The 17,146-nt window shown below is 35.8% G+C and carries 18 protein-coding genes; 3 read left to right on the top strand and 15 right to left on the bottom strand.

The features are described 5' to 3' along the window. The 6 genes from WYK_RS03315 to WYK_RS03295 all read right to left on the bottom strand — a co-directional run. The coding region (locus WYK_RS03315) for a processed acidic surface protein (RefSeq protein WP_040373184.1) at positions 1–937 on the bottom strand (937 nt) is incomplete at its 3' end. Between the two features lie 582 nt (positions 938–1,519). Then, complete coding sequence (locus tag WYK_RS24420; protein ID WP_152526393.1) at positions 1,520–1,699, bottom strand: DUF4083 family protein; 180 nt, start codon at positions 1,697–1,699, stop codon at positions 1,520–1,522. 274 nt (positions 1,700–1,973) lie between these two features. Beyond that, complete coding sequence (locus WYK_RS03305) at positions 1,974–2,288, bottom strand: hypothetical protein (RefSeq protein WP_040373182.1); 315 nt, start codon at positions 2,286–2,288, stop codon at positions 1,974–1,976. Between the two features lie 57 nt (positions 2,289–2,345). Beyond that, positions 2,346–2,540, bottom strand: a complete 195-nt coding sequence (locus tag WYK_RS26450; RefSeq protein WP_456238553.1) for a SunI/YnzG family protein — start codon at positions 2,538–2,540, stop codon at positions 2,346–2,348. 132 nt (positions 2,541–2,672) lie between these two features. Next, positions 2,673–3,188 (bottom strand): GNAT family N-acetyltransferase, encoded by a 516-nt coding sequence (locus WYK_RS03300; RefSeq protein ID WP_407951453.1) that lies wholly within the window; start codon positions 3,186–3,188, stop codon positions 2,673–2,675. 445 nt (positions 3,189–3,633) lie between these two features. Further along, positions 3,634–4,452: an alpha/beta fold hydrolase gene (locus WYK_RS03295; RefSeq protein ID WP_040373180.1), complete on the bottom strand. Its 819-nt coding sequence runs from the start codon at positions 4,450–4,452 to the stop codon at positions 3,634–3,636. A gap of 191 nt (positions 4,453–4,643) precedes the next feature. On the opposite strand from WYK_RS03295, the gene WYK_RS03290 reads away from it, so the two are divergent. After that, positions 4,644–5,099: a DinB family protein gene (locus tag WYK_RS03290; protein WP_040373179.1), complete on the top strand. Its 456-nt coding sequence runs from the start codon at positions 4,644–4,646 to the stop codon at positions 5,097–5,099. A 181-nt stretch (positions 5,100–5,280) separates the two neighbouring features. On the opposite strand, the gene WYK_RS03285 is transcribed toward WYK_RS03290, so the two are convergent. Beyond that, complete coding sequence (locus WYK_RS03285) at positions 5,281–5,853, bottom strand: histidine phosphatase family protein (protein WP_040373178.1); 573 nt, start codon at positions 5,851–5,853, stop codon at positions 5,281–5,283. Positions 5,854–5,963: 110 nt separating this feature from the next. Here WYK_RS03285 and WYK_RS25415 point away from each other — a divergent pair, with 110 nt between their 5' ends. After that, on the top strand, positions 5,964–6,233 hold the full coding sequence (locus tag WYK_RS25415) for a phospholipase A2 family protein (RefSeq protein WP_081704741.1): 270 nt from the start codon (positions 5,964–5,966) through the stop codon (positions 6,231–6,233). 3 nt (positions 6,234–6,236) lie between these two features. On the opposite strand, the gene WYK_RS03280 is transcribed toward WYK_RS25415, so the two are convergent. The 8 genes from WYK_RS03280 to WYK_RS03245 form a co-directional block, all read right to left on the bottom strand. Continuing rightward, the gene (locus tag WYK_RS03280) at positions 6,237–6,587 is read right to left on the bottom strand and encodes a hypothetical protein (RefSeq protein WP_040373177.1); all 351 of its coding nucleotides are present in this window, start codon (positions 6,585–6,587) and stop codon (positions 6,237–6,239) included. A gap of 12 nt (positions 6,588–6,599) precedes the next feature. Then, positions 6,600–7,532 (bottom strand): GNAT family N-acetyltransferase, encoded by a 933-nt coding sequence (locus WYK_RS03275; RefSeq protein ID WP_040373176.1) that lies wholly within the window; start codon positions 7,530–7,532, stop codon positions 6,600–6,602. A gap of 469 nt (positions 7,533–8,001) precedes the next feature. Next, positions 8,002–8,634, bottom strand: coding sequence for a pentapeptide repeat-containing protein (locus WYK_RS03270; RefSeq protein WP_040373175.1), 633 nt, complete (start codon positions 8,632–8,634; stop codon positions 8,002–8,004). A gap of 115 nt (positions 8,635–8,749) precedes the next feature. Next, positions 8,750–9,655, bottom strand: a complete 906-nt coding sequence (locus WYK_RS03265; RefSeq protein WP_040373174.1) for an aminoglycoside phosphotransferase family protein — start codon at positions 9,653–9,655, stop codon at positions 8,750–8,752. A gap of 88 nt (positions 9,656–9,743) precedes the next feature. Then, complete coding sequence (locus tag WYK_RS03260; RefSeq protein WP_040373173.1) at positions 9,744–10,496, bottom strand: hypothetical protein; 753 nt, start codon at positions 10,494–10,496, stop codon at positions 9,744–9,746. Between the two features lie 187 nt (positions 10,497–10,683). Then, on the bottom strand, positions 10,684–11,826 hold the full coding sequence (locus WYK_RS03255; RefSeq protein WP_040373172.1) for an MFS transporter: 1,143 nt from the start codon (positions 11,824–11,826) through the stop codon (positions 10,684–10,686). A gap of 253 nt (positions 11,827–12,079) precedes the next feature. Beyond that, the gene (locus tag WYK_RS03250; protein ID WP_040373171.1) at positions 12,080–12,427 is read right to left on the bottom strand and encodes a DUF1428 family protein; all 348 of its coding nucleotides are present in this window, start codon (positions 12,425–12,427) and stop codon (positions 12,080–12,082) included. 128 nt (positions 12,428–12,555) lie between these two features. Next, a complete protein-coding gene (locus WYK_RS03245; protein WP_040373170.1) occupies positions 12,556–15,642 on the bottom strand; it encodes an efflux RND transporter permease subunit in 3,087 nt (1,028 codons plus the stop codon). 95 nt (positions 15,643–15,737) lie between these two features. Here WYK_RS03245 and WYK_RS03240 point away from each other — a divergent pair, with 95 nt between their 5' ends. Beyond that, the gene (locus tag WYK_RS03240) at positions 15,738–16,568 is read left to right on the top strand and encodes a TetR/AcrR family transcriptional regulator (protein WP_040373169.1); all 831 of its coding nucleotides are present in this window, start codon (positions 15,738–15,740) and stop codon (positions 16,566–16,568) included. The last annotated feature ends 578 nt before the right edge of the window (positions 16,569–17,146 follow it).

Raw genomic sequence — 17,146 nt, 5'->3', positions numbered from 1 at the left:
CAGTTAGCTCAGTTGCTACTTCAAATTCTTCGAAAGCCATCATGCGATCAGCCAAACTTTCTAGTCGTTCGATAGTTGCTGGATCGGAAAAACGTTCTTCTAAGGATAATAAATGATCCTCGATTCGCTCTAGTTCTTCATTCGTTAGACCAAGCTCCTGCTCGAATATAGGAAGTAAGTCTTCAGCAATATCCCCTTCAAAATCTCCACCATCCAAAACCCAAACCGTTTCTTCAAGATCATCTATGTAGATGTAATCGTTAATATCTTCGCCATTATCTTGCAGCAATTGAAGCAACGCTTGTTTATCCAGCCCAAAGTTCTCGTTAAAATAGGACAAGTTGCTTAAATCAGCCTTTATAACTTCACCCATGAACTCATTTAGCTCCTTGACAGATGCAAAGTCTTCTAAGCTAATTTCATAAGACGCTAATAAAGCGGAGAACGATTTCTCAGTAACTTCAAACCCTCTTTTTTTGCTTACTTCGACTAGATAATTAACTAAATCTTTGTCAAAGTTTGGATCACGCTCAATTGTCTCTTCTGCATAAAAATAAACAGCTTCCTCAAGGTCATCGACGAAAATATAATCAGTAAGTTCTTCACCATTATCCTTTAATAATTGGATTAGACCATCTTGAGTAAGACTATATTCTTTATAAATGAAACCTAGGTTACTTAAATCTGCTTTAATTACTACACCTAATTCCAGCTTCAGTTCTTTAATAGATTGAAAATCTTCGATACTCTCACCATAATAAGAAAGAGTCTCTTCAATATTGTCCTTTGTTACGTTAAAACCTCTGATGTCAGATGCTTCTCTTAAGTATTGAGTAAATTCTTGTTCGAAATTCTTGCTTTGCGCTGCTGATGTTAGTGACGGGAATAAGCTAATCAATAGCGTAAGTGAAAGTAAAACCGACCATATTTTTTTCATATTTTCTCCTATTCAGTACATTTCTATGATACTAGAAAATTATATAGTTATAACAATATTTTTACAATAACATTATTAATTGTATAGTATTTTTTCTACACAAAAAGGAGCATCTTCAAGATGCTCCTTTTTGTAAACAGTCTTCTGTTTTTAGTTTTTAAAGTGGGGATGTTGATTTCCGTTCCAGGCGTTTCGCTTTCCGCGGGCGGGCGGTGAGCCTCCTCGTCGCTAACGCTCCTGCGGGGTCTCACCTGTCCCGCTGTTCCCGCAGGAGTCTTCACGCCTTCTACTCCTATCAACTTTCACTCTAAATTTAAACTGCAAGTAAAATACGATGCCTGAATGTAAACACGTCATTTTTAGAACAAATACAGGAGAACAGAAGTCATCCAAAGAGCGGATACTATGCAAAGAAGAACTAACAAAACAGTATGCCTATTAAAGTCAATTTGCTTCCTTAATTAGCAGGCCAACCTTCCATGAAATGTTTTTGACATGCAAAAGAGGTTGGAATGAAATTAATCTGCACCTCTTTTGTAAACATACTAAAAGGAGTATGATCAATATGCTCCTTGTAATAAACTATCTATTTGTTTTACTATTTTGAATCAGTTCTGCTGCTTGGTCTAATTTTTCTTCAATTCGGTTTAACTGTTTCTTCCGTTTCATTAAATACCAAATGAATAAAATAACACATGCAATAAGAATTACCATAACAATTAGAAAAATGATGTCGCCGCCAACCATGTTTAATCGCCTCACTTCCATTACTCTGTCTAGTAACATTACATTATGGAAATAGAGTACCAAACTTTATATATTGATGGTTAAGCCAATTTTTTATACCTTAGTATCAACAATGTAACAACCAACATGCCCGACACAACAATTCCATATGTACTTCCATTAAAAAACAGTGTATTCGTATATTGATTAATCATACTTCCTCTATATCATTCTTCAATTGGATTATATTCATGGTTCACTAACTTTTTTAAACTACTTGACACGAAATAAAATTGTAACACGATCCCTACTATAAACAATAAAGAACCGTTAAGTAGATGTTTTTTAATGGTTGAAGAGGATTCCTGTTGAAATCCTTTATAACTCTCTTAGAAAAAATTCCAAGCCAAAATAGAAAAATGGGAATCAGGAATACTAGTACGGCTATACCCAGATTACCATTTCCTGATACGGTGAATAAATCAATATGAAAGAAGAAGATTATACTTAATCCAAGAAATATGATAAATGTACGGAACCAAATTTCACTTATTTGAGGTTTTATAAACTTGAAACCAATAAATAAAGCATATAAAGAAACGACCATTAAATATAAGTAATTCATGTCCATTTCTCCCTATTATCATTTCAGTTTGCTCTACCCATAAATACTCTATGTCATTTATCGTTGTAAAGACAAATAAGTGTTTAGCTTTTCTTGTATGGCTATGTAGTTTGTAGTAAATAAAACATAGGTGTTTTCGTTTGTAATGATAACTACTCGATCTGTAGTGCCATAAGGCAACCCTATTCTTATTGCCTGTTTTTCGTTACCACCATACGTATCATCGGTGGTAATGGATAGAATAGAAGATATCGGAATGATTACCTTTGTTAACTGCCATCGTATAACGATATCAGAGTCTACTTTTTTACGGATATTCCTAACATGTTTACCCCTCCTTATGTCGATGACCTTATTTTACCATATTAACTTCTGTTACATTTTTTATTCTTTAGTACTAATTAATTTTTCATATGTCCGATCAACAGATCGCCATGCATAGATTGATTCATTTACTATTTTACCGCCAATTTTAATCTGAACCGTTTTCACAAATTCCGCACCGTAATATTCATAAAAATAACGTGTCTTATTATCCTCAAGTACCTCTACAAATACTTTGGTATAGCCTTGGTTCTTATAATGAGTAAATAACTCCTTTAAAAGTAGTTTTCCTAGGCCTTTTCCTTGATATGTTTCCAGTAAATAAATGGAGGTCAAATCAATAGCATTTTCCTCAGTATTTGATGCTCTTTTCCATGAATCTGCAAATCCAACAATTTTACCTTCTTCATTTTCAACTGCGATAACAAAATTATCTTCTATATTAAGATTTTTTTCCCAGATGGCTGTAAATTGCTCATACGATAAATTAGCTAAAAAAGCATCCGGCATTATCCCTTTATAAGTTGTTCTCCAGCTATCTACATGTACTTTCGCAATACATTCTTTATCAGCCATATTCGCTTTCCTACAATTCATTCCTAGCAACCCTCATTTCATCATCTATCTTTACCTATTGTTTTACAATATACTAGATATGTATGGAGACCCTATGAAGAAAAACCTTATCTTCATATGCATCATTTTACTTGTCAGTTGTAGTCCTTTTATCAAAGGAGAACGCATTAAAATTGAGCGTACCATCAAACTAAGCGTTCAAAAATATACTGAATCAGAAACTTATTATGAGTCTTACAAGAGATAACAGATGGACAAAGTTGATCCTGTATTGAGAATCTTCAAAAATGTGAGATGGGTTGCTTCGTCTGATAAGAGCACGTATCCTGATTTTATAATTAATGAAGAATATGACCCCGGACAATAGGATTAAGGTTAGGATCAATAGACTCAATAAAAATACTGTTCTATCTAAAAAAGACTCGAAAATCGTCTATCAATTACTTCAAGAATAAAACGCTTCTACTCGATCTAACCATTCAATTACTAGCGTGGTAAAAAGCTCGGGCTGCTCAATTTGTAAATTGTGACCTGCTGTATCCAATACTGCGAATGTTCCTCGTGGATACCTATTCACTAAGGTAAGAGCATCTTTATAACCAACCGAAGAGTCTTGTTTTCCTAATAGGAATAGACTAGGTTTATTGAAATCAGCTTGGTCAATTTTAAAAGAAAATCCATATTCATTCTTTACCTTATTTAGAAAATTTTCATCTCCAATTTTACAACCACTTAAAATTTCTTTGTTGTATCTCGACCAGGTGTACTCATTCAATATAATGTTATTGTTTCTAAAAGCAGCTGTTTCTTCTTTTGTTAGTGTTTCAAGAAAATTTTCATCTGTTCTCAAAATCGTATGCTGTTCAACTTCTCTATCTTTTGGAAGGGGAACAATAACTGGACATATATATGCTGCACCAAGTATTTGTTCAGGTTTCTTTTCAATTAACCCTCTCGATAGGTAGGCCCCATAAGATTCCCCTGCTAGTACATAATCTTGGTTAGGTAGGACAACTTGAATAAATTCTAACACAGCATTTAACATCTCATCCGAACTGCTAATTTGTTTATATTCTTTAGTTAACCCCATTCCAGGCAGGTCAAGATAAATTCGTCGCCATCCTTCTCTCTTAGTAAAGATAGGTTCCATACACCCGCTCATTAATCGATGATCAGGCGTATACCCATGTATCATTATAATCGGTGTCCCTTCCCCTAAATCCTCATAATAGATGTTAGCTTGACGGACTTGACAATATGGCATATAAATCCTTCTTTCCTGTGTATTCTAGCTTGTCAGGGAATATTCTGCTGAGTTCCATTTTAGTTACTCCCGAACAAAAATTGTTATCGTAGAAAACATAATTGTAGATAAGAGATTAAACTTGGAGTAGCCCAAATACCTTGTTATACTTTAATAGAATAACTTTTTTACATGATGTGGAGGAATAGAAAATGAGTTACATAAAAAATCAAATTAACGTGACACGGGGCAATTTATTAAAAGAAATTGATGGATTATCTCCAGAGTTCATGGATATTCAGCCTATTGGATTCAATAATACAATCCATTGGCATCTTGGTCATGTACTTAGTGCTTCAGAAAAATTTTTATTGGACTCCACCAATAACAGCAGCTTGCCTGATAACTATGGACAACTATTCGGATATGGTTCTAAACCGTCCGACTGGTCAGAAGGTGTTCCGTCAACTGAAACATTAAAAAGACAGTTACAGGAACAGCTTGATCGTCTGCTTGCCATTCCAGAAGAGAAATATAATGATAAAGTGGATACCCCTTTCATGGGCATGGAAACAGTCGCGGATTTCATTAGCTTTGTGATTTTACATGAAACAAATCATATCGGACAAATACATGCCATGAAGCTCATTATTCAAGCTTCTAACTGATCCCCATCAGCCTGACACACGGATTATTTAACTATCCTAAGTGTTAGGTTTTTTTATGATATGAATTAAAGAATGAAAAACTACTCTATCTAACCATTCATTTACTAGCGTCTTAAAAAGCCGGGTTTGCTCAATTTGTAATCTGTGCCTGTTGGTTCCTCATGAATACATTTTCGACAGCCTATGAAACTCCCCATACTCTATTAACCATCACCAATTCCTGCCCGCTAAATTCCATTACATATAGATCTGGTTTGGATAGCTGCAGTAAAAAATTCAAATCGTATTTACTGGCATAATTCCTCATGATTAATGTCATCACACATCCGTGAGTACCTATTACCACTTTCTGTCCTTGATACGTGTTTAATACCTCTTTTAAGAACTTTACAGCTCGTTTCTGACAGTCGGCGTTTGATTCTCCACCCTTTAATGCAAAAGTTGGTTCAGAGAATGACCTGTTCAATAAAGGGAATAATTCTTTATCTGATATTCGCCCGTCTTCCTTACTAAATACTCTCTCTTTAAGGTCCTGAACTATGATAACTTCTTTTCCTAGTTGTTGAGCTATCTGCTGCACGGTAAGAATGGACCGTTCATATGGACTTGAAATAACAGCTGCAAATGATTCCCCATGCAATAAATCAGCTATCACTTTGGCATCTGCCGCCCCCTTTTCAGTTAACGCTCTTCTTCGCTCGTTTCCTTCAATGAGTGAATAACCATGCCTAACCATATATATGAATGTTTTCATACTACCCTCCAACATTTTTTAATGTCTCATTAGTCACTAGCCCGTACAAATAAGGCGATGCGTACATACCTTACTGTAGCAAGTCCGTAAACAGGAAAGAAGGTGGATAAATGAACTATTCTAGAAGATCAAATCAAGGGTTTTGTGTACCTGGGTATAGATGGTGCGGCCCCGGCTGTTCAGGTCCTGGTGCACCTACTAATGCAGTCGACTCCTGTTGTATGTTACATGATAAATGTTATGAACGATTCGGCCCTACCAGGCAATGCGATCAACAATTTCTAAATTGTGTACGTCCAAAGATCAACCCACGGACCAAAATGGGAAGAGATGCTTCCTTATTTTCTCGAGTCATCGGATCACGTGGAATTCTCTGGTAGAATTTATTCACCGTATTTCCCATTACTCGTAATTTTTATAAAGCCATCATCGCTTTTCACAGCAAGTGATGTCTCTTTATCAAGGTGTTTAATAGAGTAAAGTGGCGTTCCTTTTTTGAATTCATTTGAAAAGATTGTACCGTTTGGGGCATTCATCTCGTTATCTGAGAATTTTTGAATTTCCCCTACTTTTTTATCCAATTCACTTTCTTTTAATTGATCCTCTGACACAATATAGTTATAGCCATGGTAAAGGACAAAACCATTCTTCCAATCCTTACTAGCCCCTTCATTATTGCTGCATGACACAACTACTATCATCAGTGGCAGCAGCCAACAAATAAATTTCTTCAAATTTCCCCCTCCTTATTTAAGTACTTTCACCTGTTCATAAGCTTTAAGAAGGTCTTCAATCGGTATGTCATTAATTTTCATTCCGGATAGTTCACAGTTCACGATATGAACATCCGTGAGATTACTATCAATCAATGTACTGCCGGTAAGATTACATCGTTCCACTAACACCGGTTCGTTTTCATACCCAAGATTTGTATCACTGAACGTAACACCCCCTAATGTGACAAGTGAAAAGTGACTATGTGATAGATTAAGATCGGCGATAAGCGTATGGCTGAAATTAATATTCTGGAACTTCGAATAACTAAGGTTACAATTATTTATGCGACTATTTCTAAGCGTACTATTACTAATCGAACTGTCTTCTAGATTCACACTATAAAAATCACTTTCAGCCATATTGCACTCTTCATACTGTGTTTTGGAAAGGTCTTTCTGTTCAACTAGATTTTCAAAGGATATCGAGGGATTAATCTGTTTTTGATAGCAATACTCATCCTCTGTTTTAAACGTAGTATGATAACCATTTTTTTCATAAAAAAAATGGTTGTTAATTTGCTTACTTGACGTTTCGAGATCCCAATTTATTATGCTTGGGTAGAGTTTTTCAATTAATGCGATAACCTTCGAACCAATTCCCTTGCCTTGATAATCGGGATCAACAAAAATACGGTCGATTCTGCCAAACCTTTTTCCTGCCGGGGTAAGGATGACGCCTCCTACCACCTCTCCACTGTACATAACCTTATAATACTCTAATTCTCTAATACTATATTTGGTCATTTCAATGGAATCATAGTTGGGTGGTTGAATATTATAATCATAGATTGATTGATCTATTGGAAGCCATCTTCTCGCTTCTTCATCAAATGTTTTTTTCATAAGCACTGTTAAACATTCCGCATCACTGAGTACGGCTTTTTCAATCGTGGTTATCGACATTTTTAAATCTCCACTTCTATACTTTTTAACTAAATTATACCAGTTATTCTCTATAAAAAAAGACCCTTCCCAATAGAAGGGCCTCAGACTGTAGATAAACTCGATGAAAATCAAGTTTTTCTACAGTCTTCTTTTTTAAGTTTTTAAAATGGGGCTGTTGATTTCCGTTCCAGGCGCTTCGCTTTCCGCGGGCGGACGGTGAGCCTCCTCGTCGCTTACGCTCCTGTGGGGTCTCACCTGTTCCGCTATTCCCGCAGGAGTCTTTACGCCAACACTCCAATCAACGGTCTGTCTAAATTTAATCTGCAAGTAATATCCGGCGATTTGAAAGGAAACAACAAAACAGTACGCCTGTTAGACGCCATGACCTGCAACGATAAAAATTCAAAAGAGGTACGGAATGAAACCATTCTGTACCTCTTTTGTCTACTAACTGAGACTCTTCCTAAAAGAAGGCTCTATATTTTGGTTATTCAACAACCAATCCTAATAATCCAGCAAAACCGATTGCTTGATCGGGGGTTACAATACATCCACGGAGATTTTCAACATCAACCATCAGTTGACTAAACATACACGTTCTAAGGTCGATTCCTTTAAGTGATGTTCCGCTAAAACTCGTTTCATTTAAGTCACAATCATCAAACGCTACTTTAGTAAAGTTTGATTCATAAAAATCAGCATTCCGGATTGAGCAATTCTTAAACTGCACCTGTTTCATTTTACTATATCCGAATGATGTTAAGTTCGCATGACACTCTTCAAACAACGTATTATGAATGGTCGCATCTGATAAATTCATCCCTAATGTCTTTGAATCACGGAACTCTACACGATGAATAATCGCATCACTAAAGTTCGCATTGGATAAATCACACTTTTCAAAAATGACATCAGTTAATTCGATATTTTTAAAATTCACATCGATAAAACGAACATTTTTAAATACAACCTGCTCAAAACGAATACGATGGACCTCTTCGCCTATAACGGAACAATTTGATATTTCAAAGAGGTTAAAATACGTTTCTTCCATATCAAGAGTGTTCGTAGGTGTAAGTTCATCTGTAATTTTAGGTTTCTGAATTTTAATTGCTGACATCTAATCATCCTTACCTTTTAATTTAACGGGCTGTCCTATTGTAACACCTTATAAAAATCATTTTCACCCTAGACTTTTTCAAATGATTCGCTAGCGTTCACATACTAACTTGCCCTTATTTATACCAACGCGGTTTTACATTAGTAAAATACTCATGATCTTCTAGGATGATTCTAATTTTATTTAGCATATTATCCATATCTTTTGGTACTACCTTTAACGTCCAGACAACAGTCGAAAATACACACATGGCTAAATATAAGCTATACAAAGTCCAAAATTCTTCGTTTGGCTCTTCACCATTAAAATAACCTTTTATTTGCCCAATTGAAAAGGGCACACTAACATTTCGTGTGAATATTCCTATTTTCAAAAACTCATGAATCGGATCACCCCAATCATAGCTTCCAAAATCAATGATTCCTTTGAATTCACCTGCCTTAGCAATTAAATTACCTGGATGATAATCATCATGTTGAAATAAGTTAGGGCGATCTACCATTAGTGAAAGATGATCCTCTATAAAAAGTAAAATTTTTTCATCCTGGTCGATTTTAATTGGACCTGCTTTATAAGCTTCTACATATTTTTTATGCTTCAAACTCTTTCGATCATACCATGATCCCATATTTGAAGGTGCCTGTATGCTATGTAAGTGCAAAAGCTCTTCCCCTGATTGAAAGCCTAGTTGATACTGCTCGTTTTCTGTTAAAATACCTAACTCTTGTTCAACGTCATTTCCTTCAATAAAAGTGGTAATTAGATAGCCGTAACCATTGGTTTTCCCAATTTCAATCGCTTTTATTGCTTTCGTTTCATAAGCCTCAATTGCTTTTAATAGTGTAAATTCCTTTTCTCTATCTTTATATTGATTGATTGGAAAAAACCTCACCAAATATTTTGACTCTGGATCATGTAAAGAAACGAAGTATTTTTCATCTGCAGAAACACCTTTCTTGATCCTCCTCAACTCTTTATAATCTATTAACAAAGGAATTTCTTTCAATAATTGATTCACCATAAATATCCTCCCTTTCTACAAAGATCAGATACAATGAGATACTCTTCATGTTTCCTTTATGTGGGGTCTCATTAAATTTAATCATTATTTATTTTTCAACAATTAATTGTCCTTTATATTCATCTGCATTCAACGAGTATTCTTCACCATTTTTCAATTGAATCGTAACTGTTTCCCCTGGATAACTTTTATCAATATAAATAAATACATAACCATCTATTTCAATAGAAACGTAACCCTCACGCTCACCTTCTTGTAATTCTAGAAACCCATACCCTCCACTTGAATAATTATAAATAGCAATGGCAGGCATTTCATTAATAGTCAAAGCAAATGCTGTTAGCTCGCCATCTTCCCATTCGTCTTGTTTGGTTATTTTCGGAATTTCTTTATCTAACGAATAGGTTTCTCCGTAAAAAAATTCAAGTTCTCGCCACAGTTCTTGCTGTGATGGGTATTCGTTTTTTTGCCATGTGCCATCTTGCGTTACTTGTCCTTTATCACTTACACGTAATGTAACGCCCATTGTTGGTGATACAACATCATTAACTGTAAAATTCCCAACCCTATATCCTTCTTCATAATGTTTTGGAATAATTGTGAACTGTTTATTGGGATAGTTTTTTGCCAAATAGTCCATAACTTGTTCATATCGTTCCGCATTCGTCTTGACTTTTAAAAAAGGGTAATAGATATAGTACCCAATATACCCAATGACAAGCACACTCGTTAAGGCTATTGCCCATTTTCTCCGCTTTCGAAAAATAAAAAAAATACATATAATGACGGCCATAATTACAATAGCAATTAGAAGAAAATAGATATTTTCACCAGGGCTCACTCAATTCTCCTCCTTACCCTTTCCTATTCATCTCGATATCTTTCATTTTCTTAAAGAAAACTGTTCATTGGAAATAGTATACTACATATTTTTACCATTTTTTCTAAACATAACCTACTAAAAGAACTAAACTATAATAATTTGAAACACAAAAAAACCTGTCAAAATCGACAGGTTAATCTGTTTCTCACCTAGCTTTATGTTTACGAATGATCAAAAATACGCCAAAAAGCACTCCGAGGAAAGACATGGCCGATATCGTGAAATAAAAGGTATTCCCGCCAAACCCTTTATATAAATACCCTCCAGCATAGGATGCGATAATACCGGATAGTCCAAAGAATAAGAGGGCTAGTACGGTTTGGCCTGTTGCCCGCCATTCTTTTGGCATAATTTGATATAAATATTGAATCGCTGCCGTATAAAATACGGGGAACGTTAACATCTGCAGGATTTGCAGGAGTGTTAGCAGGATAGGACTTGAAACGAATGCAGAGGCAAAAAAGCGTAAAAAATAGAAAAACGTCGCAATCGTAATAATTTCAAGTTCTTTTCCTTTTCGCAGCCACCAAAAGCTTAAGGCAAAAATCACAATTTCACTAGTAGCAGATAAAAAGAAGGCCATTCCTACTAATGAGGTGTCTCCGCCAAGGGTAAGGATATGTATGCCTAAAAACGTATCATTCATACGGGCAGGCACAGAGCTGATAAAGACTAAGCCCAAGAAAAGCAGCATTTCTTTATTGGTGAGTACTTGCTTTAATCCAGCTATTGTTACAGGTTTAGTTGAAGCTTGTACTTCTGGCATCAGCCAGATGATACCAAATGAAAGGATACCTAATACTACGAACAAAATAGATACACTACTCATTCCAAAATGATCCATTGTATAACCTGCAATTAAGGATAATACAGCATACCCCAATGCCCCATAAGTCCGAACTGAACCATAGCTGATACCGGCAGTTTCTGAAACCGTAAAATTCATACTCTCAGTTAACGGATCCAATGGCATTAAAAAGAAATAGACAAACAGGGCAAAAATAATGAGTAATAAAAAACTATCCACACTAAATAAGAAATAACCGAAAACAGCTGTACAGCTAACGAGGATTAGCATGACGATCCGAATCGTTTTCGTTTTATCACTGATAAAGCCCCATAATAGCTGAGCAATCAACGTAACAAATCCACCAGTCCCGATAATAAGACCAATCTCACTCGTTGATAAACCCTGCTGTCCTAAATAGACAGGTAAAAAAGGAATAAAAAGTGCTAGTAATCCAAAAAATAAAAAATTATATCCTTTTAATAAATATGCCGTTTTCAAACAAATTCCCCTTCCCAGGTAATGCAGCAAACCCAGTTAATCTCGATGCGTTAAACCATCCATTATTGTAACTGATTTACCTAGGAATGACCATAAATCTAAGGCATTTCTTCTTCCTGACGAAATTAATTCTGATGATTTTTAAAAAGACAGACTCGTTAAAATACTCGAATTACCTATTAAGATGTTAATACAACAATAAAAATACTTAACAAAAATCAAAAAGCTATCTATCGCTCTATTATGGAAACAGTCATTTTCCGAATTCACCTCGGACAGTTCGATTCATATCAATGACCTTGGTCATTTGATTGTATAACAGATTGATCTGTACATCCTTATCAACTTTCTCCAAAACCTGACTTTGGTGTTCCTTATTATGATAACGGTTAATTTCTAACATAAGGATTTCGTTTTCGTGTAGTTCAACTGCCGATTCCATTCCTGCACAACCATATTCCGGCTTAGTTGATGCAGCAGTATATGTTTCACTTTCGATTGCCCCATATTCTTTGTAAATACGTTCAGCTTCAATATTAATTTTTAGAAATTTTTCTTTGTTTTCTTCTAGTACGGGATACAGGTACATTTCTACATACATGATTACTCCTCCTTAGAGAGAATGGTTAAGATTTAGTTTAGCGTATATTTTCCAATTATACCCATATCTGTTCGGACAAACGAAAAGAAAAAGCCCTGCAAGATGATGTCCATCTTACAGGGCTCTTATTAGTTTTCGTCTATTTCATTACGTTTTTTCTTAAACAGTTTTGATAGTACTTCGTAAACGATTGGTACGATCAATAATGTTAATAACGTTGAACTTGTTAGTCCGCCAATTACGGTAATACCAAGACCTTTTGATATAAAACCGCCGCCGCCTGAGCCAAATGCTAGTGGCATTAATGCTCCAATGGTTGCAATAGCAGTCATTAGAATTGGACGAAGTCGGGTTGCACCAGCCTCGAGAATGGCTTCACGCATACTCATACCGTCACGTTCCATGTGAATAATACGGTCTACCAGTACAATGGCATTTGTTACAACGATACCGATTAACATGAGTAGTCCCATCATAACCGATACTGAGATCGTTTCATCTGCGATTAATAAACCAACAAATGACCCAATAACCGCAAACGGTAAGGAGAACAGGATAGCAAATGATGCGACACCCTCACGGAAGGTAACAACAAGGATAAAGAACACGATTGCGATTGCTGCAATCATAGCTAAACCAAGTTGTGTAAATGTTTCCGTCATATCTGCAGCTACACCAGCCACGCCAATCTCTACGCCTTTTGGTAAATCTAATTCATCAATGGCTTCATCTACTTCAGATGTTGCTTTTGAAATATCTTTATCTGTGATGGTTCCTGAAACAGTTGCGTAGTATTCACCTTTACTACGCGCTAAAGTATTTAACGTAGTTCCTTTTTCTACTTTAACCAAATCAGAAAGTTTCATCTCAGTACCAGTTGCTGTCGGTACTTTTTTAGCTAAAATATCATCAATTGATTTTGGTTGTTCAGCTTGTTCTTGCTGAACAATGACTTCTAATGAGTCACCGTCTTTTTCAATGGTTGTTAAAACTTCCTCTGTGCTAGAAGGGCTTAACATCATTACGATTTGACCCGTTGTTAATCCATATTGCAATAATTCATCTTGTTCTACTTTGAATGTATATTCAACATATGCATCTTCTGTACTTGATGTAACATCTTTTAAGCCATCGTTTTTCTTCATGACTTTTTCTACAGTTTTAACAGAGTCATTTAGTTTATCTAAATCTTCACTGTAGAACGTGTAGCTGACTTCATCTGTAGCCGCCGTCATAGATGAGAAGTTCTGACTCTTCCATTCGCCCGATTGGCCAATATTGAACACATATTCTTCAATTTCTTCACGAACTTCAGGGAAGTTATCCATTTCCGGATCAAAGATGAGGTACATTAGTGCACCGCCGGCTCCACCTCCGCCCATCATCGCAGCCATGGAATCACCGCTGTCTGATAGAGATAATTGAACGATATCAATGTCTTTATGTTTTAGTAATTTTTCTTCCACCACTTCGAGATTAGCCAAGGTATCATCCTTAAGCTCTCCTGTTTCTGGTGTGTATGTCAGGTACATTACTTTTTCTTCTTCACTGCCTAAGAAACTAAAACCGATTAGTGGCGTTAACGCTATACTGCCCGCTAATAGAACTACAGCAATGATTGAAGTAATCACTTTATGATTTAATGTCCATCCAAGAACACGTTTGTACCAATTAGCTAATTTACCAGACTCTTTATGACTGTTTTCAGTCTTTTCACCATATAATTTTTTCTTAAATAAGAAGTGAGATAATGCAGGAACAATGGTTATGGCTACAATTAACGAAGCCACAAGTGCGAATGTCATGGTTAATGCGAACGGAGTGAACAACTCGCCTACCATGCCTCCTACAAAGATAAGCGGTGCGAATACCGCTACAGTTACTAATGTTGAAGACAGAATTGGTTTGAACATTTCGATTGTTGCTTCACGTACAAGTGCACGCCCCGATAATGTTTCACCTTTTAAATGCATGCGTCGGTAAATATTTTCAACAACGACGATCGAGTCATCAATTACACGACCGATGGCCACCGTAATTGCACCCAGTGTCATGATATTTAACGTGATTCCCAACCCATGTAATATTAAGAAGGCAATAAAGATGGAAACAGGAATGGAAATGATCGAGATAATCGTCGATTTAATATCACGTAAGAATAAAAGGATAATTAATACCGCAATCAGCCCGCCAAATAGTGCTTTTTCAATCATCGTTGAAACAGATTTCTCGATAGGCGCCCCTTGGTCAAGGGTCACATCAACGACAAGACCATCAATCTTTTTCTCTTCCTCTTTGATTAAATCCTTCACATCGTTAACTACGTCAACAGTGTTTGCTTGCTGCCCTTTGACAATTTGAATGGCAATTGCATTTTCACCATTAGTACGTGAAACCGATTCTTCTTTCCCAACTACTTCGATTTTAGCAATATCGCTAAGTTTCACGAAAGGCTTTGGATTGCTAGCTGAAGGTGTGACAGGAATAAGCATTCCCTTTAATTCATCAGCTGTCATGAACTTACCGTCTACTGAAACAGCTTGTTCTCCTTCTTCAAATTCGTAAAGGCCTAATGAAACAGCTAAATCACTTGCTTGAATCATTTCCTTTACCTTATCTTGAGTTATATCCAGTTTCGCCATTTTTGCTTCGTCATACGTTAGTTCAACTTCTTCTATATGCTGCCCGGTAATGGTAGCCGATGCAACCCCATCGATTTTCTCGATTTTAGGAAGTAAACTTTCTTCAACTGTTGACGTTAATTCAACAATATCCTCTTTTGAGCTGCTTACACTCAGTGCCACTACTGGCATCATGTTCAAACTAATAGCTGTAATGGTTGGTTTTTCTGCTTTTTCCGGTAAAGTTACCCCGTCAATAGCCGATTCTAAAGCCCGTTTAGCCTCATCCATATCAACACCATAATCATATTCCACTTGAAGATTGGACATATTGGAATAGGAATTGGAATAGACAGCTTTCACATTGTCAAGCCCTTCAACCGCTTCTTCTAACGGAATTGAGATTTCTTCCATCACTTTCTCAGGAGTTGCTCCAGGATATACACCCATTACCATGAGGTATGGAATGGAAATTTCCGGAATCGTTTCCGTTTTCATTTGTGTACCTGAATAAATACCAGATACAGTAATGATGATTGTCAGCAGCCAAACTGCGAGTTTGTTTCTCAGCACAAAATTAACTATACCTCTCACCTTTACACCTACCCTAAATTGACTTATTAAACATAATTATTTATACTAATGACTAATTAGTCATTTGTCAACAATATGACCTAGGAGAGAATGAAATGATTAAAAAAGAATTAATCATGGAGAAAGCACTCGAACTCTTTGCTAAACAAGGATTCGAAGCCACATCCGTACAGCAAATAACCGAGCACAGTCGTATTTCTAAAGGCGCTTTTTATTTATCTTTCAAATCAAAGGATGAATTGATTTTAGCGCTCATTGATCATTTTATGATACAAATATCTTCAGATATTGACCACATAGTCAAACATACTACAGATCACGACCTTTTATATAAATTTTTCTATGCATCCTTGAAATCATATCGAGATCATTCAGACTTCGCAAAAATTTTTATGAAAGAACAAGCACAGTCATGTAACGAAGAACTCATAAAAAAGATCCATTACTATGAAAGTATTAATGAAAAAAATATTCTTTCGCTGGTCGACCGTCTCTATGGAGATGACATCGTTCAAACAAGGTATGATTTAGTTTATTGTATAAACGGATTATTAAAACATTATGCCGCACTATTTTTATTCTATAATATTCCTTTAGATTTATACCTACTCACTCAATCCCTTGTGGAAAAAACAAATGTACTAGCTAACCATATTTCCATCCCTTTTATTACAAATGACTTGGTCGAAATGATGAAACCAGGCACCAAAGAGGAAATAACCAAAGAGCAAATTTTTAATCTTATGGATAACAAGTTGGAAGAATTAGAAGAGTCTATTGAAAAAGAATCCTTGACCCTGCTTAAACAGCAGCTGATTGAGCCAACCTTATCCCGTCCCCTTATAAAGGGGTTAGTGGAAAATATCCATTACCATCCACATTGTAAATGGCTTTCGTATTTACTCCGTCAGTATTATCAATTTTAACTTTAAAAGGTCAAAGTGCTTATGCATTTTGACTTTTTCTCTTGACCTTCGATCGTACGTACACGTATTCACATACCGTCTTCTATTTTAACATAAATTTCTAATTCTCCTTCACTAGAATGTTCTTTTGATGGGTTCATAAGATTCAATGTATAAAAAAAAGACATCTAATTGAGGATAGTCTTGTTTATTAATAGTCTAGATATCGCATCTGATTTCCAAATAAGCACTATATAGTTCCAAAGTGAAAATGAACAGGTTAGTAAAAATAAAGACACCAGCAAGCCCTACACAGACCCCGTATTAGATTTTTCGTTAGAGGATTTCCCTAAATCTTCCTCTAAATAATAGATTCAAATACTGATGAATATAACAATACTCTACAAAAAAACGAGCAGGAACATGTATCTCCAAACTCATTTTACTTTGATGACCCTTTTTTTCTATAGCACCCGTTAGAATTAACGGAATATTTTTTCGAGAAATTCATCAAAGCTGTCAGCTATTTTGATATATTCCCATTCTTTTGTTTCACTATCTAAAGCTGAAAAGTCTTCTGCAATAAACATAACAGACGG

The organism is Peribacillus psychrosaccharolyticus ATCC 23296, from assembly GCF_000305495.1.
In the GTDB taxonomy this organism is placed as follows: domain Bacteria; phylum Bacillota; class Bacilli; order Bacillales; family DSM-1321; genus Peribacillus; species Peribacillus psychrosaccharolyticus.
The sequence above is the reverse complement of the archived record's forward strand: the minus strand, read 5'-3'. Positions and strand labels throughout refer to the sequence as shown.